This is a genomic window from Finegoldia sp. P2-F-LR, assembly GCF_052932265.1.
Window position 1 is genome coordinate 217,616 of sequence record NZ_JBRFJF010000001.1, and the last position, 25,556, is coordinate 243,171.

At 30.9% G+C, this 25,556-nt stretch carries 20 protein-coding genes; 2 read left to right on the forward strand and 18 right to left on the reverse strand.

Annotated features, from left to right (window positions below; genetic code table 11):
- Positions 1-2: 2 nt before the first annotated feature.
- From ACU68W_RS01075 to hflX, 7 genes are all read right to left on the reverse strand, one after another.
- The gene (locus ACU68W_RS01075; protein WP_094208699.1) at positions 3-1,400 is read right to left on the reverse strand and encodes a glycine--tRNA ligase; all 1,398 of its coding nucleotides are present in this window, start codon (positions 1,398-1,400) and stop codon (positions 3-5) included.
- Between the two features lie 228 nt (positions 1,401-1,628).
- Positions 1,629-2,222: an SOS response-associated peptidase gene (locus ACU68W_RS01080; protein WP_242427991.1), complete on the reverse strand. Its 594-nt coding sequence runs from the start codon at positions 2,220-2,222 to the stop codon at positions 1,629-1,631.
- A gap of 30 nt (positions 2,223-2,252) precedes the next feature.
- On the reverse strand, positions 2,253-2,999 hold the full coding sequence (lgt, locus tag ACU68W_RS01085; protein WP_094208701.1) for a prolipoprotein diacylglyceryl transferase: 747 nt from the start codon (positions 2,997-2,999) through the stop codon (positions 2,253-2,255).
- A gap of 2 nt (positions 3,000-3,001) precedes the next feature.
- Positions 3,002-3,727: a YebC/PmpR family DNA-binding transcriptional regulator gene (locus tag ACU68W_RS01090; protein ID WP_094208702.1), complete on the reverse strand. Its 726-nt coding sequence runs from the start codon at positions 3,725-3,727 to the stop codon at positions 3,002-3,004.
- Between the two features lie 12 nt (positions 3,728-3,739).
- The gene (locus ACU68W_RS01095; protein ID WP_094223532.1) at positions 3,740-4,465 is read right to left on the reverse strand and encodes an NAD+ synthase; all 726 of its coding nucleotides are present in this window, start codon (positions 4,463-4,465) and stop codon (positions 3,740-3,742) included.
- A 39-nt stretch (positions 4,466-4,504) separates the two neighbouring features.
- On the reverse strand, positions 4,505-5,149 hold the full coding sequence (locus ACU68W_RS01100) for a YigZ family protein (RefSeq protein WP_094223533.1): 645 nt from the start codon (positions 5,147-5,149) through the stop codon (positions 4,505-4,507).
- On the reverse strand, positions 5,136-6,392 hold the full coding sequence (gene hflX, locus ACU68W_RS01105; protein ID WP_094223534.1) for a GTPase HflX: 1,257 nt from the start codon (positions 6,390-6,392) through the stop codon (positions 5,136-5,138). Before hflX ends, ACU68W_RS01100 begins: the two co-directional genes overlap by 14 nt.
- Positions 6,393-6,519: 127 nt before the next feature.
- Between hflX and ACU68W_RS01110 the strand changes: the two genes are divergently transcribed.
- Entirely contained in the window at positions 6,520-9,465 is a 2,946-nt protein-coding gene (locus ACU68W_RS01110) for a penicillin-binding protein 1A (RefSeq protein ID WP_094223535.1), read from the forward strand.
- Between the two features lie 147 nt (positions 9,466-9,612).
- On the opposite strand, the gene ACU68W_RS01115 is transcribed toward ACU68W_RS01110, so the two are convergent.
- Genes ACU68W_RS01115 through ACU68W_RS01140 form a run of 6 tightly spaced genes read right to left on the reverse strand, consistent with a single transcriptional unit; the run spans position 9,613 to position 15,968 of the window.
- Entirely contained in the window at positions 9,613-10,320 is a 708-nt protein-coding gene (locus tag ACU68W_RS01115) for an HAD family hydrolase (protein ID WP_094223536.1), read from the reverse strand.
- Positions 10,310-11,740 (reverse strand): CehA/McbA family metallohydrolase, encoded by a 1,431-nt coding sequence (locus tag ACU68W_RS01120; protein WP_094223537.1) that lies wholly within the window; start codon positions 11,738-11,740, stop codon positions 10,310-10,312. Before ACU68W_RS01120 ends, ACU68W_RS01115 begins: the two co-directional genes overlap by 11 nt.
- A 51-nt stretch (positions 11,741-11,791) precedes the next feature.
- A complete protein-coding gene (locus ACU68W_RS01125) occupies positions 11,792-13,117 on the reverse strand; it encodes an ABC transporter substrate-binding protein (protein WP_446755958.1) in 1,326 nt (441 codons plus the stop codon).
- A 16-nt stretch (positions 13,118-13,133) separates the two neighbouring features.
- The gene (locus ACU68W_RS01130; RefSeq protein ID WP_094208709.1) at positions 13,134-13,961 is read right to left on the reverse strand and encodes a carbohydrate ABC transporter permease; all 828 of its coding nucleotides are present in this window, start codon (positions 13,959-13,961) and stop codon (positions 13,134-13,136) included.
- Positions 13,962-13,969: 8 nt separating this feature from the next.
- Positions 13,970-14,899: a carbohydrate ABC transporter permease gene (locus ACU68W_RS01135; protein WP_446755959.1), complete on the reverse strand. Its 930-nt coding sequence runs from the start codon at positions 14,897-14,899 to the stop codon at positions 13,970-13,972.
- Position 14,900: 1 nt separating this feature from the next.
- Positions 14,901-15,968 (reverse strand): ABC transporter ATP-binding protein, encoded by a 1,068-nt coding sequence (locus ACU68W_RS01140; RefSeq protein WP_094208711.1) that lies wholly within the window; start codon positions 15,966-15,968, stop codon positions 14,901-14,903.
- Between the two features lie 209 nt (positions 15,969-16,177).
- Between ACU68W_RS01140 and ACU68W_RS01145 the strand changes: the two genes are divergently transcribed.
- On the forward strand, positions 16,178-16,951 hold the full coding sequence (locus ACU68W_RS01145; RefSeq protein ID WP_002836607.1) for a DeoR/GlpR family DNA-binding transcription regulator: 774 nt from the start codon (positions 16,178-16,180) through the stop codon (positions 16,949-16,951).
- 86 nt (positions 16,952-17,037) lie between these two features.
- Here ACU68W_RS01145 and ACU68W_RS01150 read toward each other — a convergent pair whose 3' ends face one another.
- The 5 genes from ACU68W_RS01150 to ACU68W_RS01170 form a co-directional block, all read right to left on the reverse strand.
- Entirely contained in the window at positions 17,038-18,312 is a 1,275-nt protein-coding gene (locus ACU68W_RS01150) for a sensor histidine kinase (RefSeq protein WP_446755960.1), read from the reverse strand.
- Positions 18,312-19,001 (reverse strand): response regulator transcription factor, encoded by a 690-nt coding sequence (locus ACU68W_RS01155; protein WP_446755961.1) that lies wholly within the window; start codon positions 18,999-19,001, stop codon positions 18,312-18,314. The genes ACU68W_RS01150 and ACU68W_RS01155 overlap by 1 nt, the downstream gene beginning before the upstream one ends.
- A gap of 62 nt (positions 19,002-19,063) precedes the next feature.
- Positions 19,064-21,883 carry an excinuclease ABC subunit UvrA gene (gene uvrA, locus ACU68W_RS01160; protein WP_002836610.1) on the reverse strand — a complete coding sequence of 940 codons (2,820 nt, stop codon included), beginning with the start codon at positions 21,881-21,883 and terminating at the stop codon, positions 19,064-19,066.
- A 9-nt stretch (positions 21,884-21,892) separates the two neighbouring features.
- The gene (gene uvrB, locus ACU68W_RS01165) at positions 21,893-23,863 is read right to left on the reverse strand and encodes an excinuclease ABC subunit UvrB (protein WP_304110448.1); all 1,971 of its coding nucleotides are present in this window, start codon (positions 23,861-23,863) and stop codon (positions 21,893-21,895) included.
- A gap of 149 nt (positions 23,864-24,012) precedes the next feature.
- Complete coding sequence (locus ACU68W_RS01170) at positions 24,013-25,263, reverse strand: dicarboxylate/amino acid:cation symporter (protein ID WP_102163930.1); 1,251 nt, start codon at positions 25,261-25,263, stop codon at positions 24,013-24,015.
- Positions 25,264-25,556: the final 293 nt, after the last annotated feature.

Sequence of the window (25,556 nt, forward strand, 5' to 3'; positions counted from 1 at the left end):
AATTAAAACTCCATTTCTTTATTAACAAATTCTATAATTTCTTCAACTGTCATTCTTTTTTGTTCCATAGTATCTCTATCTCTGATAGTAACGGTATTATCTTCTAGAGTATCAAAATCTATCGTTACACAATATGGAGTTCCTGCTTCGTCTTCTCTTCTGTATCTCTTACCAATTGAACCAGCATCATCAAAATGAGTCATGAAATTCTTAGCTAATTCGTTATAAACTTCCATTGCCTTATCATTTAATTTTTTAGTTAAAGGAAGAACTGCAACTTTATATGCCGCTAATGCAGGATGAATCTTTAAAACAGTTCTTGTAGAATTGTCTTCTAATTGCTCTTCTTCATAAGCATCACACAAGAAAGATAAAAACATTCTGTCTACACCTACAGATGGTTCTATACAATATGGAGTGTATTTTTCATTTGTAGTTGGATCCATATATTCTAGCTTTTCTCCAGAACCTTCGCTGTGTTTTGACAAATCGTAATCAGTTCTGTCTGCAATTCCCCATAATTCTCCCCATCCAAATGGGAATAGATATTCAAAGTCTGTTGTAGCTTTTGAGTAGAATGATAGTTCTTCTTGTTCGTGATCTCTAAGTCTTAAGTTTTCTTCTTTCATTCCCAAATTCAATAAGAATTCTTTACAGAAATTTCTCCAATATTCGAACCATTCCAAATCAGTTCCTGGTTCACAGAAGAATTCTAATTCCATTTGTTCAAATTCTCTTGTTCTGAAAATAAAGTTACCTGGAGTGATTTCGTTTCTGAATGATTTACCTATTTGACCAATTCCAAAAGGAATTTTCTTTCTTGAAGTTCTTTGAACATTCTTAAAATTCACAAAAATACCTTGTGCAGTTTCCGGTCTCAAATAAATTTCTGATTTGTTATCTTCAGTAACACCTTGGAAAGTTTTGAACATCAAATTGAATTTTCTGATATCTGTAAAATTGTGTTTACCACACTCTGGACATTTTATGTTTTCTTTTTCAATAATATCCAATAATTCTTGTTCTGATTTTCCGTCTAATCCAGTTATTTCTTCATTTTTTTCATCCATGAAATAGTCTTCAATTAATTTATCAGCTCTAAATCTAGATTTACATTCTTTACAGTCGATTAATGGGTCTGAGAATCCACCAACATGACCAGATACTACCCAAGTTTGAGGATTCATAAGGATAGCTGCATCCAAACCAACATTGTAAGGGCTTTGTTGGATAAATTTTTTCCACCAAGCTCTTTTTATATTATTTTTGATTTCAACACCTAATGAACCGTAGTCCCAAGTATTTGATAATCCTCCATAGATTTCACTACCAGGAAATATTATTCCCCTTGATTTACATAAGCTTACTATTTTCTCCATAGTCTTTTCTTCGTTTTTCATAAAACCCTCCATTTTTTTGAATAATAAAAAATCCCCGAAGTAAAACTTCAGGGACGAAATGTAATTTCCGCGGTTCCACCCTAATTATGATAAAACATCACTCTTAGAATTATTAGCTCCAGACTGCCGTTATAACTTGTTAATTCTCACCACACATTAACTCTCTGTAATTGTTATATTATTTATCTTTCTTCGCTTTTCAATATTCATATAAATTATATCATAAATTTACAAAAATGTTAATTGACTGTCTGATAAATTTTCCATATCTAAGTTAATAAAATTATCCAACAAAAACTCGTGAATTTCTTTTGAATTTTCTCCGTGCAAATATGTTTGTTCAAAAGATTGCGGCAATATAATTGGCATTCTAGTATGAATTTCAGCTATTAATCCTTTTGCTTCTGTGGTAAGCATACTCACATGTCTTATAGTTGTTTCTTGACTTTTGTATTCTCTGAAAATACCTGCGATAGAAAATATTTGTTGATTCGCAACAGTTAATCTATACTTATCTTTGTTTTTCTGATTCCACTCAAAAAAAGCAGTTGCAGGAATCAAGCATCTTCTGCATTCGAAATCTTCCTTGAAAAACTTTGAAGTATAAATCTTTTCAATTCTAGAATTTATTATAGATTTTTTCATAAAATCAACATCTATTCCCCACCTCATATAATCAAATTCGTCACATAAAGTTAAAATTTGTTGACCAGGAAATACTTCTGTTTTCGGATTAAATTTTGTGATTTGTTTTTTATTGTATCTTTTCAATAAATCAAGTTTACTTATATTCAGTTCAAATCTAGAACACAAATATATCACCTCTTTTATATTTGTAAAAAGCCAGATGAGTTACTTTTCATCTGACTTAATAATTTGCTTTTTGTATTTAATTTGTAAAATTATTCCTGCAATTACAATTGCAATACTCACTAATTGACTCACTCTTAATGCTCCAATGTACAAGCTATCAGTTCTGAGTCCTTCTACAAAAAACCTCAATATTCCGTATAAAATCATGTACAAACTTGTTATTTGTCCATCGAATTTTTTCTTGTTTTTAAATATATACACCAATAATAAAAATATTATAAAATCTCCTAATGATTCATATAAGAATGTAGGATGAACTTTTACACCATCTATTGTAATTGCCCAAGGAAGATTAGTTGGAGTACCATAGGCTTCTTTGTTAATAAAATTACCCCATCTACCAATTGCTTGTCCCAATGCAATCGCAGGCATAAAAATATCCAGCAACTTCAAAAATTTAAGATTTTTCTTTTTACAAATAACGTAACAAGTAATAACTGCGGCAATTATTCCTCCATAAATCGCTAATCCACCACCGCGAATATCGATGATTTCTCCTAAATTTTTGGAATAATAATCCCATTCGAATATCACATAATATACCCTCGCTCCTACAATTGCAAGAGGAAGTGCCCAAACTAAAATGTCCAATATGGTATTTTCTGAAATATTTTCTAATTTGGCTAACTTTACAGCTACTACATAGCCCAAAATTACCCCTAAAGTAATCAATATTCCATACCACATTATATCTATTCCCAAAATAGAAAAAGCTACCCTGTCCATTTTTATTCGTTATCCCAGTTATGACTTACTTGTTGAACGTCATCACTATCTTCCAGATTATCGATTAATTTTTCCATTTTATCTACATTTGATTCGTCGTTAATTTTAACGTAATTTGATGGTTCATAAACCAAATCAGATTTTACGAATTTATATCCCTTATCTAACAAAGTATCTCTTACTTGTGCAAAATCTTCCATTGCTGTGTTGATTACAAAAATTCCATCATCAGCTTCAAAATCTTCTGCTCCAGCATCTAAACTGTCCATCATTACTTCTTCTTCATCCAAAGATTCTGCGTCAATTAATAATATACCTTTTCTTTGGAACATAAATGATACAGAACCATTTTGTCCAAGATTTCCACCAAATTTATCAAAATAATGTCTTACATCTGAAGCAGTTCTATTTCTATTGTCTGTCAAACATTCAACTATAACTGCAACTCCTTCTGGACCATATCCTTCGTATACTATGTTTTCGTAGTTTGCAGAATCTCCGTCGCCACTCGCTTTTTTAATTGCTCTGTCTATGTTATCGTTAGGCATATTTTCAGCACGAGCTTTTTCTATAACAGATTTTAAGCTAGGATTGTATTCAGGATCAGCTCCACCTTCTCTAACAGCAACAGTTATCGCTCTTGCCATTTTTGTGAACACTTTACCTCTTCTAGCATCTTCACTACCCTTTTTGTTTTTTATTTTGCTCCATTTATTATGTCCTGACATAAAATCACATCCTTAATATTTATTTCTATCGAACTCAAATGATTTCGCAAATTTTCTTTTATGTTCGCTTTGTTTAATTTTTTTATCAATCAAATTTTTAGACTTAGTTTCAGAATTATTCATCAAATAATTATCTAGCTCTTCGTAAGTAAATCCAAACTCATCTTCATCTGTTTGACCTTCCCACAAACCAGCGCTAGGTTTTTTATTAATAATTACATCTGGAACGCCCAAAACTTTTGCCATCTCAAAAATTTCTGTTTTGTATAAATTCAAAAGTGGCATAAGATCAGCTCCACTGTCGCCGTATTTTGTAAAATATCCAGTCATAAATTCGGAACGATTTGATCCAGATAATACCATATATCCATTATTTTGTGCATAATAGTACAACGTCAACATTCTAAGTCTTGGCTTAATATTTGATACTGCCATTTCTACAGAAGTTTTTTCAAAAGTTTGTATCAATGCATCAAAACCATCATTCAAATCGACTTTTTTACAATTCAAATCAATCGCTTCTGCTAATATTCTAGCATCTTCTTCATCTTTTGGATTGCTTTTTATCGGCATAATCAAACCTAGGGCGTTATCTCCAAAAGCTTTTTTGCACAAACACGCTAATACAGCGCTGTCGATTCCACCGCTAATTCCAAAAACCGCTCCTTTTAAATTAGCTGATTCGACTTCTTCTTTTATCCATTTTGTTATATCTTCACATAATTTTGCGTAATTCATTTTAATCCACCTTCAAATTTTATCACAATTTACATCATTTTAAAATATTAACTTACCATTTAAAGATGATTGGTAAGTAAATTCAATCATTGTAAACTTTATGTTATCGCTTGTTAAATCAATTAACTTATTTTCTATTTCTTCGTATTTATCTTCATCTAATAAAATATCAAAAACAACTTTGTCTGAATATTGCTTGTCAGCTACGTAAATATCATTATTCATCAAAAAATTTTCAATACTTCCAACATTGGTGTAGTCAAATTCTATCTGAAAATTTCTAAATATTTTCTTATCTACAATAACCGACTCATTCAAACACTCACTAGAAGCTTTTGTGTATGCTCTTATAAGACCACCAGCTCCAAGTTTAATTCCGCCGTAGTATCTTGTAACAACTACACAAACATTAGTCAAATCTTCTTTTTTAATTACTTCAAGAATTGGAATCCCTGCTGTTTGGGAAGGCTCACCGTCGTCATCAAATCTCTGAATTAATTTGTCCTCTCCAATGATATATGCAGAACAATTGTGAGTTGCGTCACTGTATTTTGTTTTTATACTATCCACAAATTCTAAAGCCTCTTCTTCTGTTTCCACGAACTTACAATTTCCGATAAATTCCGATTTGTTAATTACAAAAGAAAAAGGTATGCTTTTGTGAATACTTCTATAATTTTTCATATATAAATTCCTCGTATTTTTCTATCTCTGATTCAGAAATCTCAACCTTAAGACGTACATCTTCATTGTTGTATGACACATCTTCACATTTAAAATTTTGTAAAATTGTGTTCAGAACGTCCTGATGATCGTAGTCAAATCTCATTTTAACACATTTGTAATTGCCATATAATTCTTCTTGAATTTTGTACAATAACATTTCGATGTCTTCATCGTTAAAAGCTGATATCTTAACTTTATTTTCCAAATTATACGGGAAAATCACGTTAGGATTATTATCAGATTTATTAAATACCGTAACCATGGGTTTGTCCAATACTTTTAATTCTTTTAATATATCCATCGTTGTAGTTATTTGATTGTCCAAATCAGAACTTGAAGAATCTAATATAAATAAAATCAAGTCAGAATGTTTCAAATCCAACAACGTTGACTTAAATGCTTCGATTAAATCTGTTGGAATATCTTTAATAAATCCAACGGTATCTATTACAAGGCATTGTTTTTTATTTGGTAATGTACATTTTCTCAAAGTAGTATCCAGTGTTTTAAATAATAAATCCTCTGTTTCAAACTCCTCCGTGTACTTATCTTTGTAGAAATTCACCAATTTATTAGACAAAGTAGACTTACCAGCATTTGTGTAACCAACCATACTCACCATTTTTATATCAGATTTTAGTCTTTGTTTTCTCATATTTTCTTGGCTTTTATCAATACTTTTTAATTCTCGTTTTATATTGTTAATTTTGTTTTGGATAGTTCTTCTATCTACTTCAAGTTTTGTTTCCCCAGGACCTCTAGTTCCAATTCCACCACCAGTTCTGGATAAGTGATCTCTGAATCCAATTAATCTTGGAAGTCTGTATTTATATTCTGCAAGTTCAACTTGTAGCACACTTTGCTTTGTTTTCGCTCTACTTGCAAATATATCTAAAATTAAATTTGTTTTGTCTACTATTTTAAGTCCAGTTATATCTTCCAAGCTTTTTATATTTGAACCAGATAGTTCTACATTAAATATCAAAGTTGTTACGTCCATTTTTTCTGCAGCATCTTTTATCTCCAGACATTTCCCTTTTCCTATGTAATATTTTGAATCAATAAAGTTTTTTCTAACTTCTGAAATTGCGCAAACTTCACCGCCAGAAGATTCAATCAAACTTTCCATTTCTTTTATATCTTCATCGTTTATTTTTTTGTTTTTAAATTCAAAATAAACTAAAATTGTTTTTTCTTTCATTGTTGCTCCTTTATTTATATTATATAATAATCTGTCTTTAAGTAAAATGTACTTCGTATTTCTAGGAATATATGTTGAATCTACACTTTGTGGTATAATAGTGTATATACATTTTATGGAGGAATTTATGAATAAAGATAAAAATATAATATTGAAATCCATAAAAATTTTAATATTATGTTTGATTTGTATATTTGCATTTGTAGGTGGATTAATCGGAGTAGCTGGAGTTCGAGCTATGCAATTAGCTCCAAAGGTTAATCCCGAAGAAATAAATAATATGATGAATCAAACATCAGAAATTTTGGATCAGGATGGAAATTTAATCGAGAAAATCAAAACCACTGAATATAGAGAGGTTGTTAAATTAGATAAGATACCAAAATACATGATGGATGCTTTCACATCTGTGGAAGATGAAAGATTTTACAAACACAATGGTGTGGATCCTATCGGTATCACATCAGCTATTTTTGATAATTTAAAATCTGGTTCTATGAAACGTGGAGCAAGTACTCTAGCTCAACAATTAGCTCGTAATTTGTACTTAACGAATGAAAGGTCATTTGATAGAAAATTCAAAGAAGCTTATTTGGCAATGGAATTGACAAACTACTTAGGCAGAGAAAAATTATTGGAAACATATATGAATACTGTTTTCTTGGGACAAAATGCTTACGGAGTTCAAGCTGCCGCCGAAATTTACTTCAAAAAAAACATAGATGAATTAACTTTATCAGAATGCGCTACCCTTGCAGGAATCGTGAAGAGTCCTACTAACTTAGCATTATACAAGGCGATTGAACCAGGTCAAGTAAAAGATCAGTCAAAAATCGTCGGAGAAGTTACTTTAAGCGGTGAAACATACAAAGCTGTCTACAATCAACAAACTATCGACAGAAGAGATTACGTTCTTAAAAAAATGCTAGATAACAATAAAATCACAAAAGAAGAATACGACAAAGCTCTTCAAGAAAACATCGCAGCTAATATAAAACCAGGAATTAAAAACGTAGATAACCTGTCAAACTACTATTCAGATATTATCTACGAACAAGTTATTGCAAAACTTATCGAAAAAGGATACTCACAACAAGAAGCTAAAAGCAAACTAATCAATGGTGGACTAAAGATATATTCATGTGTTGATATGAATATGCAAAGTAATTTGGAAAAATTATACGATAAAAAAGTCGATGATATTATCGCAGATGGTTCATCAGCAAATTTATTAAAATGGTCAAGCGATGACGGCAGAAACATTACAAACGCTTTAAATGAAGTCATTTATTTTAGAAAGAAAAATATAATCAATGACAACGATGAGTTCTTTATTTCCCCAGAACAATACACTAAAAACCCAGATGGTTCTGTCACTTTTAATTATTCAAAATCAATCAAAGTAAAACAATTTGGAAACTATTTGGATTTGAAGGATTATTACTCAGTAAATGACAATAATAATTTGGTAACTCATAAAATATCTTCAATCAATATTGGTAGCAAAAATTTGAATACAGATGGTGAAGGTAACATCACAATCTTAAACAAATATATAAAAGAAAATCCAAATTTAATCAAATACGACAACAATGACAATTTGATTTTTGCTAAGGATTTCTACACTATAAATGAAGATGGAATCAAACAACCACAATCATCAAGTGTTGTTGTTGATAAAACAACTGGACAAATCAAAGCATTGGTTGGTGGAAGATATTCAGATAATAAAGATACTACTAACAGAGCATCCGATATTCCTAGACAAGTTGGTTCTAGCATGAAACCATTAGGTGTATATACTCCTGCATTGGATAATGGGTACTCCCCTGCATCAGGCTTAGATGATTTGCCACACTATAACGAAAAACACGAATTGTGGCCTCAAAACTGGTATGAAGGTTATGAAGGGCTGGTTTCTCTTAGATATGCTGTAGAAAATTCAATTAACGTTACTGCAGTAAAAGTTTTAGAAGATATTGGAATTGAAAAATCAAAAAGTTATTTAGAAAAATTTGGATTAATTAATGCAAAAAATCCTAAAGCTGATAACTATATTAGTGCTGCTGAAAATACTTCTGAAAATGATGAAAACACATCAGCAATGGCACTTGGTTCATTAACTAAAGGATTTACTCCTGTTGAAATGGCGGGAGCATATAATGCTATTAATAACAGTGGACAATACAGAGAGCCTATTTCATTTACAAAAGTTACTGATAGTTTGGGTAAAGTGATCATAGAAAATCCACAAAAGCAAAACGAAGTTGTAAGTCCTCAAATTGCATACATTATGAGAGACATACTAAGAACATCTACTGACTACAACTATTCCAAATATGCAAGGTTAGACGGTTTTGATATTGGTGGAAAAACAGGTACTACAAACGACTACCAAGATGTTTGGTTTGTTGGAATGAGTCCATATTATACTATTAGTACATGGCTAGGTTTTGACAATCAACAATTAAAAATGACTCAAATTAGCCAGAAAAAAGTTGTACAAATTTGGAGTGCAGTAAATAGATATACTTTAGAAGATAAAATTCCAATTAAATTTGAAGAACCAGATGGAATAGTAAGAGTTAAAGTTGATACTTTAGCAAATAAACTTCCAAGCAAATATAGTTGGAGAGATCCTCGAGGAATTGTAAAAGAAGAAGTCTACAAAGCAGGCACAGAACCAACTGAAGTTTCCGATTTGTATGAATCTAGGAGAATTGACGTTGTAGATGGAAAATTAGCAACGGACAAAACTCCTCCATGGGAATTAGGATGGGGAGTTTTCATAAAAAGAGACCCTCCTTACAAGCCATCAGAACATAACAATATAATTCCAAAAGACTGGAAATACAGTATGCCTGGTTATTCAGACAGAACAATCTTCAATATTTTTAAACCTAAGTACAAAGATGACGAAGACAAGGATGACAAGAACAAAGACGATAAAGAGGACAAAGACGATAAAGATAACGACAAGAAAGACGACGAAAAAGAAAACAATAGAAATAACAGAAATGGCAACAATAGAAAGCGAAACAATAACGATTCATCGAACAATAATGATAACTAACACTCGATTATAAAACTTTATAATCTTTATTCAAAAAACCACCTGATTAGAACATATTTCCAATCAGGTGGTTTATCTTTTAAAACAAATAGATTTAATCAAAAAATAAGGTAATACTTTTACTTCATTATATTTGGTAACAATTTATTATCGAAGCTTATTATGATTATCTATTACAGATAATATATCGCATGGTGATTTTACAACTACGTCAGCAGAATTCAACAACATTTTTTCTGTTCCGACACCAGATAAAACACCTATTGAAAGTCCAGCGTGTTTTCCTAATTGCATATCTATGTCAGAGTCACCAACAACTGCAACTTCATTTATATCTAGAGAAAATTTTTTACAAAAAGCTTGTAACGCTTGTGGATTCGGCTTATTCAAATATCTATCTCCACTCCCTAAGAATTCAATATATTTTTCTAATTTAAGAATTTGAAAGCAAAACCTAGCTTGACGGTAATTATCTGCAGTAATTACACCGATTTTTATGCCATCATTTTTTAATTCATTGAATAATCCATCTAAATCACAGGTCTCCTTAATCATGTTAGAATGACTTTTTAAATATTCAGAAAAAAATTCTTCCATATTTTCATAAATTTCATCCTCAGAATTTAAAATATACATACTAATCACTTCAAATAATTCATCCATCGTCCCCGATGCTAGAATACTATTTTCTCTAATTGTCGAATCACTTTTTATTCCGATTTTTTCTCTTATATCTTCTTTTACTTCTTCAGATAATGAATATTCATTGAATAGTTCTTCAACTGCACATCGCCATATATCTGAAAACTCCATCAACGTACCATCTTTATCAAAAATTATCCCTCTAATTTTCATATTTTTTTACCATTAAGTCTTTCCAGTATTTCATACTTTGAGTTTTTTTATCTCGATTAAAGAATATCGGATTAGTAAACCCATACAAATTATCATCTTCGTCAGTTATATCAAGTCTAATCCAATGATATTTTAAATCTATTTCTTGATTCAATTTTGATACTAATCCTTTTTCTTTCAAAATTGTCTTTCCATCGATAATCCAATTATGGTATAGATCGAGATCATGAAATGTTTCGTTAGTTAGTTTGCTTTCTAACAATACTTTTCCCTCAAAAGAGTTATTTTCTCTATTCAAGCCGTGTATATTAAGGTCAATAAAATCTTTTCTCGATACTACGACATCTCCTTGTATAAGAGCTTGTTTTAAATCATTCCAAGAATTACCTTTTGAATATAAATATGTTTTTGGATCTCCCAATATAGAAGGATATTCAGAATTTGCATATTTTTCATTTGGTCTCAAATGCGAGTCACTACCTCCTATTCCCACAACCTTGAATCCATCATTCAGTAGACAATTCCATTTGTCTTTTGCATCATTAGTTGCATTTATGGATGTTTTATATGTTGGATCATTAATTATTTCCAAGATTTTAACATATTCAAGCGGCAAATCACCTAACAAAAAATCCCAAGGAGGCATGAATGGATGATTTATTGATACTATAGAGTATTTCTCAGCCTCCTTAATTATTTCTATAAGTGAAGTTTTATTCTCTATCTCAAATATAGAATGTTCTTCAAACGGATTTTTTTCTGAAAACAATAAGTTAATATGACCATAACTTGATGTAATCTCAACGCCTGGATATATAAATACATCATCAGATTTGGGCCATTTATAATGAAAAATATTATGGTCTGTTGGAATAAAAAAATCAAGATCCTGTTTTTTAGCTATATCATTATTCTCTTCTCTAGTCATTTTACCGTCTGAAAATATAGTATGTGTATGAAAATCACCTGCATACCATTTCATTTCATCATATATGGTATGTTCAGATATTTTTGGTCGTTCAATTAAACTTATTTCTTTTAATTTATGGTTAAATTCATCCTCTTCTTTTACTAGTATACTTGCTGTATTAGACTCAACCTCTCCATAAATTGCGTATTCTATTGTCCATTCACCTTGAAAAGTTTCACTTGATTTTAGTGTTTTGCAACAAGGAGAAGTATAATCGCTTATTGTAGATATGCATCTTGTGCCATCTTTTGAATTAGTAACAATCTGTCCATACAAATTCTTGTCCGGTCCAAATAAATACATAAATAATAAATTTTTATTGTTTTTCCAACTTATCGATATTGTGATTACATTACATTTTATATTGAAAGTAATTTTATCATATTTTTTTTTGAGATTTGTTTCTAAGAAATTATTCCTATCATTATTAAACAATAATCTATCTTTCATTAGTTATCTCCAAAAATTATCATCTTTCATTCAAATTTCTATTCGAACAATCTATTTATTAATCTTATCTAGTGCTTCTTGAGCTACTTTTTGAGCTTCATCCAATGCTTGTTTTGTTGGAATATTTTGTAACTCGATTTTATCTGCTGCAATACTCAAAGCATCAGTAATCTTTCCTTTTGTTGGATCAATAAATACTGGTGTAGCTTTAAGTGCTTGTTGATATGGTACAATTGCATAAGGATTTTCTTTTGTAAAAGCTTTGTAATCCTCATCCTCCATAGCGCTTTTTCTAACTGGAATGTATCCTGTTTTCATTGACCATTTTGCAGAAATTTTTGGACTAGTAAAGTATGATATCCATTCAAATGCAGCTTGTTGTTGTTCTTTAGAGGCTGCTTGTGGTACAACTAAATAATGTCCTCCAGCTTGTGGCTTTCCGGGCTTTCCATTCAATCCTGGTTGAGGACATGATCCAATAATTTTAAAATCCAAATCACCTTTGTCCCCTGAAGATCCTGTATAACTCATAGCTTGTCCGCCCATCACATTATCAATTGTTCTGTACCAGTATTCCCATCCTTGTCCTCCGGATTCTATCTTTGCAGTTTTGTTTTCAAAAATTTGTTTTCTAATAAAATCCCAAGATTCAATCCATTCAGGTGAATTTATTGTAACTTTTTTTCCATCTTCACTAAGGATTGATCCTCCATTGCTCAAAGCTATATCGATAAGATTATCAGCACCCCACATTGGAAGATGTCCCCATTTTGTAACAACTTTTTTTTGTATTTCTTTAGATGCTTCATATACTTTTTCCCAAGAAGAATAAGCATCTTCTGGCTTAATGCCCGCTTTATTCAATAAATCTTTTCTATAATACATTACTTGTGTTGTTCCATATGCAGGTATCGCATAAATTTTACCATTAATCTTTGCCGGTTTCATTAGTACATCAAGATAATCAGATTCTGGTGTCTTATCATTCATAAATGTGGATAAATCTACAGCTATTTGTGATTCTGCCATTTCAGAGATTTTACTTCCTATAAAAACTGCTGGTGGTTGTTTAGCAGCTATTGCAGCTTGAACTTTTTGATACGTTTCGTTGTAATCGGCTTGTTGTACCCCTACAACCTTGACTTTATCTTGTGATGCATTAAAATCTGCAATAATTGATTCCATTGTCTGACCTGCAACAGACCCTAATCCATACCAAAATTGAATTTCAACCTTTTCCTTTTTGCTGCTATCTTCTGATGCAACATTAGAACCACTGCTATTTTCATTTTGTGCTTTTTTAGCAGATTCTGAACAACCTGTAAGCATTAATATACCACAAAGTATCATTAATAAAATTTTTCTTAATTTTCTCATTTTTTCCTCCTAATTTTTATCCTTTTATCCCGCTATCGCTTATTCCTTCAATAAACCACTTCTTTAAAATTAAAAATAAAATTAATAGTGGTAATACTGATATAGTGTTTGCAGCCATCAACATCGGTAAATTCTGTGTGAAATTTCCCTTTGAATTAAAGAAAATATTTAATCCTACACTTATAAGATAATTTTTCTTACTGTTTGTTATTAGTGATGGCCACATATAGTTATTATACATAACAACAAACTGTATCAAGGCTGTTGTTAATATTGTAGATTTAGAAAGTGGAACCATAACTTTCCATAGTATTTGCCAATTATTTGCTCCATCCATTTCAGCTGCTTCTATCATTTCTTTAGGTACAGAAGAAAAAGTTTGGTAAACCATATATATCGTAAACACACTTGCCACATTAGAAATAATAATTCCTGGTATTGTATCAATTAAATTCATCTTTGCAAGGATAACATAACTCGGAACATATGTCGCTGCTGCTGGAAGCATATATGTCAAGAGAATAGATCCAAACAAAATCTTTTTACCTTTGAAATCAAACTTCGATAAACCATATCCCATCAAAATCCCAAGCAATAGTTGTAAAACAACTATTGCAAATGCTGTTATAATACTATTAATTATATAAAGATCGAATGGTGCTTTTTCTAACGCACCTATGAAATTTCTAAAATCTAATACTTCAGGAAACAGGTTTAATGGTTGTTGAATAATTTTATTTGCTGTTTTAAAAGAATTTGTAGCCATCCATAATAGCGGAAAAAAAGCTAATATACTTACAAACGCTAATAATAATAAATTGATTATTTTTTTTATTTTATTCATTTTAGCTCCTATTTTACTAGTTTCTTTTGCATATAGAACATGATACTAGCTAGTATTCCTGTGATAATTACCATTATTATTGCAATAGTTGTAGCTTTGCCCATATTAAATTGTTCAAATGCCATCTGATAAAATAAGTATAATAATGTTCTAGTTGATCCAGCTGGACCTCCTCTAGTTAGTACAGAAATCTGATCATAAGCCTGAATTGAATTTATCAGACTTATGATTCCTAGAAACAATGTCGTCTTTATTGTTAGTGGAAAATAAATATATTTAATTTTTTGGAGTGAGTTTGCTCCTTCCAAATTACAAACTTCAAATAAATCTTTTGGTATTTTACTTATTGCATCTGAATAATACAGCATCGCCCATCCAGCTGTTTTCCAAACAGTAACTATCATAACAGCTATAAGCGCATATTTAGAATCCATTAGCCAATTTGGACCATTAATTCCCAAAAATTTTAAGCAATAATTAATTAATCCAACACTAGGCCTGAACATCCAACTCCATACTATACTCATTGCAACCATTGGAGTAATCCATGGCGAAAATAAAAATCCTTGAAAAATATCTTTCCCTTTTTTTACTTTCTCGATTATTAGGGCCATTAGAAAACCAATTATTAAAGTCGGGCATACTGTTCCAAAACCAAATAAAATTGTATTCTTTAAAGCTTGCCAAAATTCTGAATTTTTAAGTATCTCTAAATAATTTTTTAAACCAATTATATTAAATTTTGGACTAATATAATCCCAATCGGTAAAACTTATCATTAAAGAAATAATCATTGGAATGAACCAGAAAACCAATAATGGTAACAATGGAATAAGTATATATATTATGAAGTTAGGAACATTCAAACTATTTCTTCTAATGTCTTTTATTTTTCTATTATTATCTTGATCCTTTGTTACACTTTTTACATTGTCCATATTAATCCTCCAAAAATAATCTCATTTCTGTTTTTGGATCAAAAAACAATAATTTATTTGCATCAAATACAATGTTTAACTCGTCCTTATCTTTTATATATCTATTAGCATCTGTATTTATAGTAATCTTATTTCCATATAACTCGGCGTGAATATTATAATTAGCACCAAGCAATTCTATTAACTTCACCGGAACCTTAATTCCAGAATCATTATTAGAAATTTTGATGTTCTCGGGCCTAATTCCTAATACAACATCTTTAACAGAATCTTGGTTAACATCGCATATATAATTACTTGATTCATCATAGAATTTTGCGTCTTCAATTTTCCCTTTTATAAAATTCATCGGTGGAGACCCTAAAAATCCCCCGACGAACATATTATTAGGATTAGAGTAAAGTTCTTCCGGCGTCCCGACTTGTTGAATAATCCCATCTTTTAAACAAACAATTCGACTTGCCATGGTCATTGCTTCTGTTTGATCATGTGTTACATAAATGACTGTAGAACCTAAATTTTGTTGTAATTCTACTAATTCTTTTCTCATGTGAATTCTTAACTTTGCATCCAAATTTGACAAGGGTTCATCCATTAAAAATATTTCAGATTCTTTTACTATTGCTCTCCCTAATGCAACTCTTTGACGTTGTCCACCTGATAACTCAATAGGTTTTCTTTTAAGATAAGGTGTCAAACTCAACATTTCCGCTGTTTTTCGAATGCTCTTATCTCTTGTATTTTTGTCAACACCTCTGATTTTTAAACCAAATCCGATATTGTCATAAACATTTAAATGAGGATATAATGCATAGTTTTGAAATACCATGGCCGTTCCCCTATCTTTAGGAGCAACATCGTTCATTCTTTTTCCATTAATAAATAAATCACCTTCAGATATATCTTCCAATCCAGCAATCATTCTGAGTGTAGTAGATTTTCCACAACCACTTGGCCCTACAAAAACTATGAACTCTTTATCTTCTATCTCTAAATTAAAGTCGGTAACCGCAGATTTTTTGCTATTTTCATATCTTTTGTAAATATTTCTTAGAGAAATTTTGCTCATTTAACCTCCTTATTATGTGTTTTTCACAATTTTATATTTGTTTTTGTTGTTTTATTTTTGCTTATCTTTGTTTCCTAATCTTATAATAATCTTTAGGTGTTAAAAAATATTAATGTATTCGTAAAATATACGTAAATAAGCTAAAATAAAAACATAAAAATTATTTTTAATATGCTATAATAAAAATGAGGTGAAAATTTTAAAATACTATGCTAAAAAATGATAGATTAAATAAAATATTACAAGATTTAAATAAACATGGTAGCATCACAGTCCAAAATTTATCGAAAAATTTTAATGTTACTCCTGAAACTATACGCCGTGATCTAGAAACATTAGAAAATGAAAATAAATTAAAAAGAGTCTATGGAGGTGCTATTTTAATTGACGAAAACATTCCAGAATTTGATTTGATTACAAGAAAAACAATCAACATTGAAAAAAAAATAAATTTAGCTACTATAACTACTGACTTTGTTAAAGAAGGTTCTATGATAGCTCTAGACGACAGTACGACAAATGTAGAAATATCTAAATCATTAATAAAACAATTTAACAATATCTCATGTATAACGAACTCTCTGTCAATAGCACAAATATTAGCTACTAATCCTTCTATCAAAATATTACTTGCTTCTGGAAGACTTAATAATAAAGATTTATTTACATACGGATTATCAGCAATAAATTTTATCAAAATGTACCATCCTGATATATTTTTTATGAGTGCAAGTGGTATAAATTTGAAACACGGAATTATGGATTATGGATTTGATCAATATGATATAAAAACTACAATGAAGCAGGTCTCCTCAAAAACATTTTGTGTAGCTGATAGTACAAAATTTGGAAATACAGCAACTATTAGAGTTTGTAATTTTAATGAAGTTGATGGAATTATTACCGACCAGAATTTAGATTCTCAAATTAAGGAGAATTTCTCGGAATTAGGAATAAATCTTTTTTATCCGGAAAATAATTAATATTAATTGAAGTTATATAAAAATAATCCCCGCTATAATAAATAAATTAAAGCGGGGTGGCAATGTGGATCATGTAATTTTGTATTCTATTTTACTTTCTTTTTTCTAGTTACTTTAAAATTAATCTCATAAATAAATCTATCGTCATCAATTGATATTTTACTTGTTCCTCCAAGCAATTCTATCAAATTCTTAGCAATGTACAAGCCAAGTCCACTACCTTCAGAGTGGCGAGACCTTTCCCCTCTTACAAATTGACCCATCAATTCTTCTGCGCTCACTTCAATCTTATTCTTGGATACATTAGAAAATTTCAGAATAATATTGTCATCGACTACATCACATTCACCGTATACTTTTGTATTAGGTTTTGAATACTTCACAATGTTACTAAAAATATTTTCGATTACACGAGATAACTTTGCACCATCCGTCATCATCAAAACTGTTTTTCTTTTATCACTATATTCAAAATCCAGTCCCAACTTATTGAAATCAGAATCAAATTGACCGTAAACTTGCAATACTAATTCATTCAGCTCTACAACTTCCATTTCAATATCAATATTTCCCGTTCCAGTTTTAGAAGCATAAATCAAATCTATTACCATAGTTTTTAATCTTTTAGCGTTATATTCCAAAATTTCAATATATCTTTTCTTTTCGGCTTCATCAGTTTCGTGATTCAGCAAATCGACGTAATTTATAATAGAAGTTAAAGGTGTTTTGATATCATGTGAAATATTTGTAATCAATTCAGTTTTCATTTTTTCTGAATTGATTTTATCTTGCATTGTGCTAATAACCGAATCATGTAAATGGTTAATCAAATACACAGAGTCTTTGTAAATTTCGTCGTCAATAAACACATCAATGTCTTTTCCAGAATACATAGCCTCAACTTTTTTATTAAGCAGTATTTTGCCAAGATTATTGATTAAAATTGATATGTAAATTTTCGCTAAAATTGCACCGATAAATATAATTCCAAACAAATTCCTGTTTGTGACCATAATCGTCGCCATTGTATACATTAAAAATATAAAAGTTAATAATGACTCAACATAAATATTGTAATATTTCCCTTTGAAATTACTTATGAATTGATATATCAAAAAAGCATTCTTTTTCTTTTTGTAAATAGTCCTTACTACCTTAACCATTGAATAAAAGAAAGCAAGCATCGCATATATCAACGTTATGGCAACTGAAAAATTATATACATTAATTATATTTTCAATAAAAAATGATACAGTGAATACAAGAATAAAACCAAAACTAAAATACAGTAGTAGATCTACCAATTGTTTTTCAACATAACCATCGATAGATCTAAAACTTTTCTTTATCCAATTTATCATTAAATATCCTCTATCTTATATCCCATTCCATACACAGATTTAATCAAATCAGGTCTTCTAGGATTGATTTCAACTTTTTCTCTGAGTCTTGATATGTGGACTGAAACTATTTTTTTGACATCATAAGGTGGAGCTTCCCACACATTTTCATAAATTTCTTCTGATGTGAATACTATACCTTTGTTTTTCAATAAAAGTAAAATTATTCCGTACTCATAAGGAGTTAACTTTATTTCTTCACCATCAATCAATACTTCTTTTTTGTCGTCGTTGATTGTCAATCTTCCAGCTGAAAATATATTGCCATTTAGAGAATTGTCTTTACTAAGTTCTAATCTTCTCAAACAAGATTTGATTCTAGCTAATAATTCCACGGCATCGAAAGGTTTCGTAATATAATCGTCAGCACCCAAATTCAATCCCATAACCTTATCATTGAGTTCACTTTTTGCAGACAAAATTATGATTGGCGCGTTAGATACTTCTCTTATTTTTTGAGTTAGTTCTAATCCGTCCATTCCTTCCATCATTATATCTACCAAAAATAAATCTATTTTATTCTTTTCCATTAATTCTAATGCATCGTAACCATTATAAGCCTTCAACACATTGTAATTATCTGTTTTCAAATATATTTCTATGGCTTTTACTATGTCTTTTTCGTCGTCGACAACCATAATATTGTACATAAAAAATCACCTTCTTAACTTTTATTATACACTAAAAATCAGAAGGTGATTATTACAAAAATTTAACGATTCAATTTTGGAACCAAATATTGCCCAGTATATGAATTTTTCTTACTAATTAATTTTTCAGGAGTTCCTTGGAAGATAACTTGTCCTCCACCATTTCCTCCTTCAGGTCCCAAATCGATAATATAATCCGCGACCTTAATAACATCAAGATTGTGTTCAATAACAATAACGGTATTCCCTTGATCCACAAGTCTTTGCAAGACTTCAATTAATTTATCAATATCTGCTGAATGAAGACCCGTAGTTGGTTCATCCAAAATATATACAGTTTTTCCTGTACTTTTTTTAGATAATTCACTGGCAAGTTTTACTCTTTGCGCTTCTCCACCGGATAATTCAGTTGAAGATTGTCCTAATTTAATATATCCCAAACCTACATCTTGTAAAGTTTGCAATTTGTTTTTAATTGGCGGAAAATTTCTAAAAAATTCTAACGCTTCATCAATTGTCATATCCAAAACATCGGCGATGTTTTTGCCTTTGTATTTTACTTGCAAAGTTTCTCTGTTATATCTTTTTCCTTTACAAACGTCACATGGAACATAAACGTCTGGTAAAAAGTGCATTTCTACCTTTATAGTTCCATCGCCCTTACAAGCTTCACACCTTCCACCCTTTACGTTAAATGAAAATCTTCCTTTTTGATATCCTCTCATGTTTGCTTCAGGAGTCGATGCAAACAAATCTCTTATCAAATCAAATACTTTTGTATAAGTCGCTGGATTACTTCGTGGCGTTCTACCAATCGGAGATTGATCTATTTGTACAACTTTATCCAAATTTTCAATTCCAGTGGCTGATTTGAATTTACCATTCTTCATCTTCGCATTATTCAAATCTCTGGCTAATTTCTTGTAGACAATTTCGTTGACCAATGAAGATTTGCCAGATCCTGAAACTCCTGTAACACAGTTGAAGCATGAAAGTGCAAATTTCGCATTTATATTCTTTAGGTTATTTTCTTTGCAACCTTTAAATTCTAAATATCCATTTGGTTTTCGTCTTTGTTCCGGAACAGGAATTGCCAATTCGCCAGACAAATACTTCCCTGTAATGGATCTTTTTTCTTTTATAATATCATCAATAGTTCCACAAGCTACGATTTCGCCTCCATGAACACCAGCCCCCGGTCCGATGTCAACAAGATAATCGCATTCTTTCATCGTATCTTCATCGTGTTCAACCACTACCAAAGTATTTCCAATATCCGTTAAGTTTCTAAGCGCTTTAATCAATTTATCATTGTCTCTTTGGTGAAGGCCAATTGAAGGCTCATCTAATACATAGACAACGCCGACCAATGCAGATCCAATTTGTGTTGCCAATCTAATTCTCTGAGATTCTCCACCAGATAAAGTAGAAGCAGATCTATCCAAAGTCAAATAATCAAGCCCAACATCATTCAAAAATTGAAGTCTACTTATAATTTCCTTCAATATTTCGTCTCCAATAAATTTCTTGGACTCTTCCAATTCCAAATCTTTGAACCATTGAAGAGAATCTTTTACAGGCATTTGGCAAATTTCGTAAATATTTTTTTCATTTATGCGAACTGACAAATACTCATCTTTTAATCTAGCTCCATGACAATAATCGCATTCAACGTCAGTCATATACTCACCAATTTTTTGATGCATAGAATCTGTCGTACTTCTATTGTATCTTTCTTCTAAGTTTTTCAAAACTCCTTCAAATTTACCGTTGAATTTTTTTCGTCCAGAAAAATGGCTATCAAAAATAAATGAGAGATTTTTCTTAGATCCATTTAAAATTTCATTTATCATTTTCTTTGGAGCTTCTTTTATTGGTTTGTCCAATGGAAAATCATAAGAATCAGCAATTGCCTTTATTATTTCAAAATAATATCCACCTGGTTTCGAAGATTGATAAGGATCTATTGCACCTTGTAAAATAGATAATTCTTTATTAGGAATGACCAAATCTTCATCAACCTTTTTATGAAAACCAAGTCCATTACAATGCGGACACATCCCAAATGGATTATTGAAAGAAAAATCTCTTGGCTCTAATTCTTGGTAAGAAATATGTCCATCTGGACAACTCATTGATGTACTGTAGGAAATTACATCTTTGCCAATAACATCAACTTTTACATTATTTTCAGATAATCTCAGAGCAGTTTCTATAGAATCTGTTAGCCTTGAATCAATTCCTTCTTTAATTATAATTCTGTCGACAATTACATCAATATCGTGTTTTTTGTTTTTATCAAGTTCTATTTCCTCAGCTAATTCAACTTGCTCACCATCTACAATTGCTCTTATGAAACCATCTTTTCTCAAATTTTGAAGAAGTTTTTTAAATTCACCCTTTTTGCCTTTTACTACAGGACTTAAAATTTGAATTCTGGAACGTTCCTCTAATTCTTTCACACTATCTACAATTTGGTCGACAGTTTGGCTAACAATTTCTTTCCCGCAAACAGGACAATAAGCAGTTCCAACTCTTGCGAAAAGTAGTCTAAAATAATCGTATATTTCTGTAACAGTTCCCACTGTTGAACGTGGGTTGTTGTTAGTTGTTTTTTGGTCTATAGATATCGAAGGCGACAATCCTTCAATGTATTCTACGTCTGGTTTATCCATTTGCCCTAAAAATTGGCGTGCGTAAGAACTCAAAGATTCTACATATCTTCGTTGCCCTTCCGCATATATAGTGTCAAATGCCAAAGAAGATTTACCTGACCCACTCAATCCAGTAAACACGACCATTTTATTCCTAGGAATGGTAAGGTCCACATTTTTTAGATTATTCTCCTTAGCACCTTTTATAACAATTTTATCTTTGCTCATTTTGCTCCTTTAGTAAGTGTTTTTCAAATTCCTGATTTGATCTCTAAGTGTAGCAGCTCTCTCGAAATCCAATTCTTCTGCAGCTTTTAACATTTCTGTGTTCAAATTTTCAATAATAACTTCTATTTCGTCCTTTGAAAATTCCGTAACTTTATTAACATCATAACTTTCATTTTCTTCTGCCACGAAAGTATTTTGGATTCTTTTTCTAACAGATTTATTAATAGTAGTTGGAATAATGTTGTGTTCTTCGTTGTATTCTTTTTGTATTTCTCTACGCCTATTAGTTTCTGTGATAGCCACATCCATCGACCTAGTAATCGTATCACCGTACATTATAACGTGACCATTTGAGTTTCTAGCAGCTCTACCTATAGTTTGTATAAGAGAAGTCTCTGAACGTAGGAAACCTTCCTTATCAGCATCCAAAATCGCAATCAAAGAAACTTCTGGTAAATCCAATCCCTCTCTCAAAAGGTTGATACCAACAAGTACATCGTATTTTCCTTCTCTCAAATCTCTGATTATTTCCATTCTTTCAATCGTATCAATATCTGAATGCAAATATGTTACTTTTATATCCAAATCTTCAAGATATCGTGTCAAATCTTCACTCATTTTTTTAGTAAGAGTTGTGATCAGAACACGTTCACCTTTTTCAATAGTTTTATTGATTTCACTAACCAAATCGTCGATTTGTCCCTTTGTAGGACGAACTTCAATTTTTGGATCTAATAATCCTGTAGGTCTGATAATTTGTTCAACTACTTCATTAGTTTTTGCTTTTTCATATTTTCCTGGAGTTGCTGACACATAAATTACTTGATTCATCATCGATTCAAATTCATTAAATCTCAAAGGACGATTGTCCAATGCAGAAGGCAATCTGAAACCATAATCAACCAAGCTAGTTTTTCTGGACCTATCTCCCTCATACATTCCTCCGATTTGTGGAACAGTAACGTGTGATTCGTCAATCATTGTCACGAAATCTTTTGGGAAATAATCGATAAGAGTGTAAGGTCTGCTTCCAGGCTTTCTCTGGGACATATGTCTTGAATAGTTTTCTATTCCAGTACAAAATCCCATTTCTTTTAACATTTCTATATCGTATCTCGTTCTTTGCTCTAATCTTTGAGCTTCCAACAATTTATTGTGATCTTTAAAGTATTTTAATCTATCTTCTAATTCTTCTTCAATAGTTACGATAGCTTTTTCGACTTTTTTCTGAGTCGTTGCATAGTGACTTGCAGGATAAATGGCAACGTGATTTCTTTCTCCGACGATTTCTCCAGTCAAAGCATCAATTTCAGTAATTCTATCTATTTCGTCGCCAAAAAATTCTATCCTTACGCTTTTTTCTCCACTAGATGCTGGGAAAATATCCAAGCTATCTCCTCTTACTCTGAAAGTTCCTCTGGTGAAATTAATGTCATTTCTAACGTATTGAATGTCGATTAATTTTTTCATAACTTCAGTTCTATCTTTTTCCATTCCTGGACGCAAAGATATAACCAAATTTTCATAATCAATAGGATCACCCAAGCCGTAAATACAAGATACAGAAGAAACTATAATTACATCTCTTCTTTCGAATAAACTCATCGTAGCACTGTGGCGAAGCTTGTCTAATTCCTCATTGATACTTGAATCTTTTTCTATATAAGTGTCCGATTGAACAACGTATGCTTCTGGTTGATAATAATCGTAATACGAAACAAAAAATTCAACCGCATTTTCTGGGAAAAATTCCCTAAACTCACTAGCTAACTGATATGCCAAAGTTTTGTTGTGAGCTATAACCAAAGTCGGTCTTTGAACTTTTTGAATAATATTAGCCATAGTAAAAGTTTTACCTGAACCAGTAACTCCTTTTAAAATTTGATGATTTTTTCCATTTTCCAAACCATTTGCAAGTTTATCAATCGCTTGTGGTTGATCACCTGTTGGCTTGAATTTTGAATGTAATTTAAATTCCATAACTCACCCCTTGAACATATGTTTTACTTTAACATTATATATCATCTGTCTGTTTAATTCAATAAACAATAATTCGTGTTCATTCTCGAAAAAACAAAAAAATTTCCTAAACAAAAACTAGGCTCACAGAGCCTAGCCAAATATTTTTATTATAAATCTTCTTCATTTATTACTTTTTCATTGAAACCGTCTTTATACTCATCATTTTTTACAATATGTCTGTTAAATATTTTATCGATAGCCACTGAAATAGCAGTATCTCCAGAAATATTTGCAGCAGTTCCAAATGAATCCTGTGTCAAATAAAGTGTCATCAACAATGATGCAAGTTCCCCTTCAGATGGAATTCCAACTACTGGCAAAAATGGCAATGCACTCATAATTGCTCCACCTGGAGCTCCTGGAGCAGCAACCATAGCTATCCCAAGAATTGCCATATATCTTAACATTAGTAAATAAGAATGTTCCATTCCATACATTGTTAAGATTGTAAAAGTACATGCTGTAATTGTAATCATTGAACCTGGCATATGAACAGTAGCTCCCAATGGAATTACAAAATCTCTAATACTTTTACTTACTGAATTTTGCTTAGCACATTCCAAGTTTACTGGAATTGTCGCAACAGATGATTGAGTTCCTATCGCTGTTAAATATCCTTTTACTTGATTTCTGATTAACTTTATAGGATTTTTCTTCGTGTAAGTACCACTTATTATAAATAATACAGAAACATATATTAAGTGAAGTGCAATTACACATAAGAATATCTTCCAGAAAATTGAAAGAACTGCAAATACAGATCCAGTAAATGCCATTTTTGAGAAATTACCAAAAATAAAGAAAGGTAACAATGGTACAATTGCAGTTGACAATACTTTTGTGATTATGTCATTAAATTCTGAAATTAAATTGTAGCAATATTCTCCTTTACCTTGTTTTCTTAACCATGAAATTGCAATTCCCATCATAAATGCGAAAATAATTGATGAAGTTACATCAAAAAATGGTTTGATTGGAATTTCAAAAAATGGATCCATGCCTATCTTAGTTGAGGCTTGAATCTTAGAAACTTGGTCTGGACTTATAAATGCTGGGAATATATTAGAACTCATAACATATGATAATGACCCACCAATAAGAGTAGATGCATAAGCGATTACAACAGTTACTAATAATAATTGTCCAGCTCCCTCTCCAAGATCAGCAATTCCCTTTGTTACAAAAGCGATAATCATAAGTGGAATAACAAAGTTTAGAAATGCGCCGAACATTGATGAGAATGTTACAGCAGTCTTCACGAACCATTGAGGCATATACAAACCAGCCAAAGTACCTAATCCAATCGCGATTAATAATTTTGGTATTAATCCTAGTTTTTTCTTTTCAGTTTTACTCATTTTCTTTAAATCACTCCTTATTTTATGTTGTTTTATATGTAAAATACATATTGCATTTTAAACCCAAATTATTTTACAATACAATTTAAAAAAGAGCAAGTAATTCAATAGATTTTTAACAGTTTTATTTAAATTTTGTTATATTCTTGGTGTTATTTTATTTTAATAACGTATATAAAATCACTTATGTCATAATATTTTATCAAACTGCCGTAATTTCCCACTATTTTTAATGTAAAAAAAGAGACTCATACCGACCCCAATCTTACAATAATCTACGAATATTGTGTTAG

Coding starts and splice junctions, on each gene's coding strand:
- ACU68W_RS01075 (WP_094208699.1), bottom strand. CDS start 1,400: ATGAAAAACGAAGAAAAGACTATGGAGAAAATAGTAAGCTTATGTAAA.
- lgt (WP_094208701.1), bottom strand. CDS start 2,999: ATGGACAGGGTAGCTTTTTCTATTTTGGGAATAGATATAATGTGGTAT.
- ACU68W_RS01090 (WP_094208702.1), bottom strand. CDS start 3,727: ATGTCAGGACATAATAAATGGAGCAAAATAAAAAACAAAAAGGGTAGT.
- ACU68W_RS01095 (WP_094223532.1), bottom strand. CDS start 4,465: ATGAATTACGCAAAATTATGTGAAGATATAACAAAATGGATAAAAGAA.
- ACU68W_RS01100 (WP_094223533.1), bottom strand. CDS start 5,149: ATGAAAAATTATAGAAGTATTCACAAAAGCATACCTTTTTCTTTTGTA.
- hflX (WP_094223534.1), bottom strand. CDS start 6,392: ATGAAAGAAAAAACAATTTTAGTTTATTTTGAATTTAAAAACAAAAAA.
- ACU68W_RS01110 (WP_094223535.1), top strand. CDS start 6,520: ATGAATAAAGATAAAAATATAATATTGAAATCCATAAAAATTTTAATA.
- ACU68W_RS01115 (WP_094223536.1), bottom strand. CDS start 10,320: ATGAAAATTAGAGGGATAATTTTTGATAAAGATGGTACGTTGATGGAG.
- ACU68W_RS01120 (WP_094223537.1), bottom strand. CDS start 11,740: ATGAAAGATAGATTATTGTTTAATAATGATAGGAATAATTTCTTAGAA.
- ACU68W_RS01125 (WP_446755958.1), bottom strand. CDS start 13,117: ATGAGAAAATTAAGAAAAATTTTATTAATGATACTTTGTGGTATATTA.
- ACU68W_RS01130 (WP_094208709.1), bottom strand. CDS start 13,961: ATGAATAAAATAAAAAAAATAATCAATTTATTATTATTAGCGTTTGTA.
- ACU68W_RS01135 (WP_446755959.1), bottom strand. CDS start 14,899: ATGGACAATGTAAAAAGTGTAACAAAGGATCAAGATAATAATAGAAAA.
- ACU68W_RS01140 (WP_094208711.1), bottom strand. CDS start 15,968: ATGAGCAAAATTTCTCTAAGAAATATTTACAAAAGATATGAAAATAGC.
- ACU68W_RS01145 (WP_002836607.1), top strand. CDS start 16,178: ATGCTAAAAAATGATAGATTAAATAAAATATTACAAGATTTAAATAAA.
- ACU68W_RS01150 (WP_446755960.1), bottom strand. CDS start 18,312: ATGATAAATTGGATAAAGAAAAGTTTTAGATCTATCGATGGTTATGTT.
- ACU68W_RS01155 (WP_446755961.1), bottom strand. CDS start 19,001: ATGTACAATATTATGGTTGTCGACGACGAAAAAGACATAGTAAAAGCC.
- uvrA (WP_002836610.1), bottom strand. CDS start 21,883: ATGAGCAAAGATAAAATTGTTATAAAAGGTGCTAAGGAGAATAATCTA.
- uvrB (WP_304110448.1), bottom strand. CDS start 23,863: ATGGAATTTAAATTACATTCAAAATTCAAGCCAACAGGTGATCAACCA.
- ACU68W_RS01170 (WP_102163930.1), bottom strand. CDS start 25,263: ATGAGTAAAACTGAAAAGAAAAAACTAGGATTAATACCAAAATTATTA.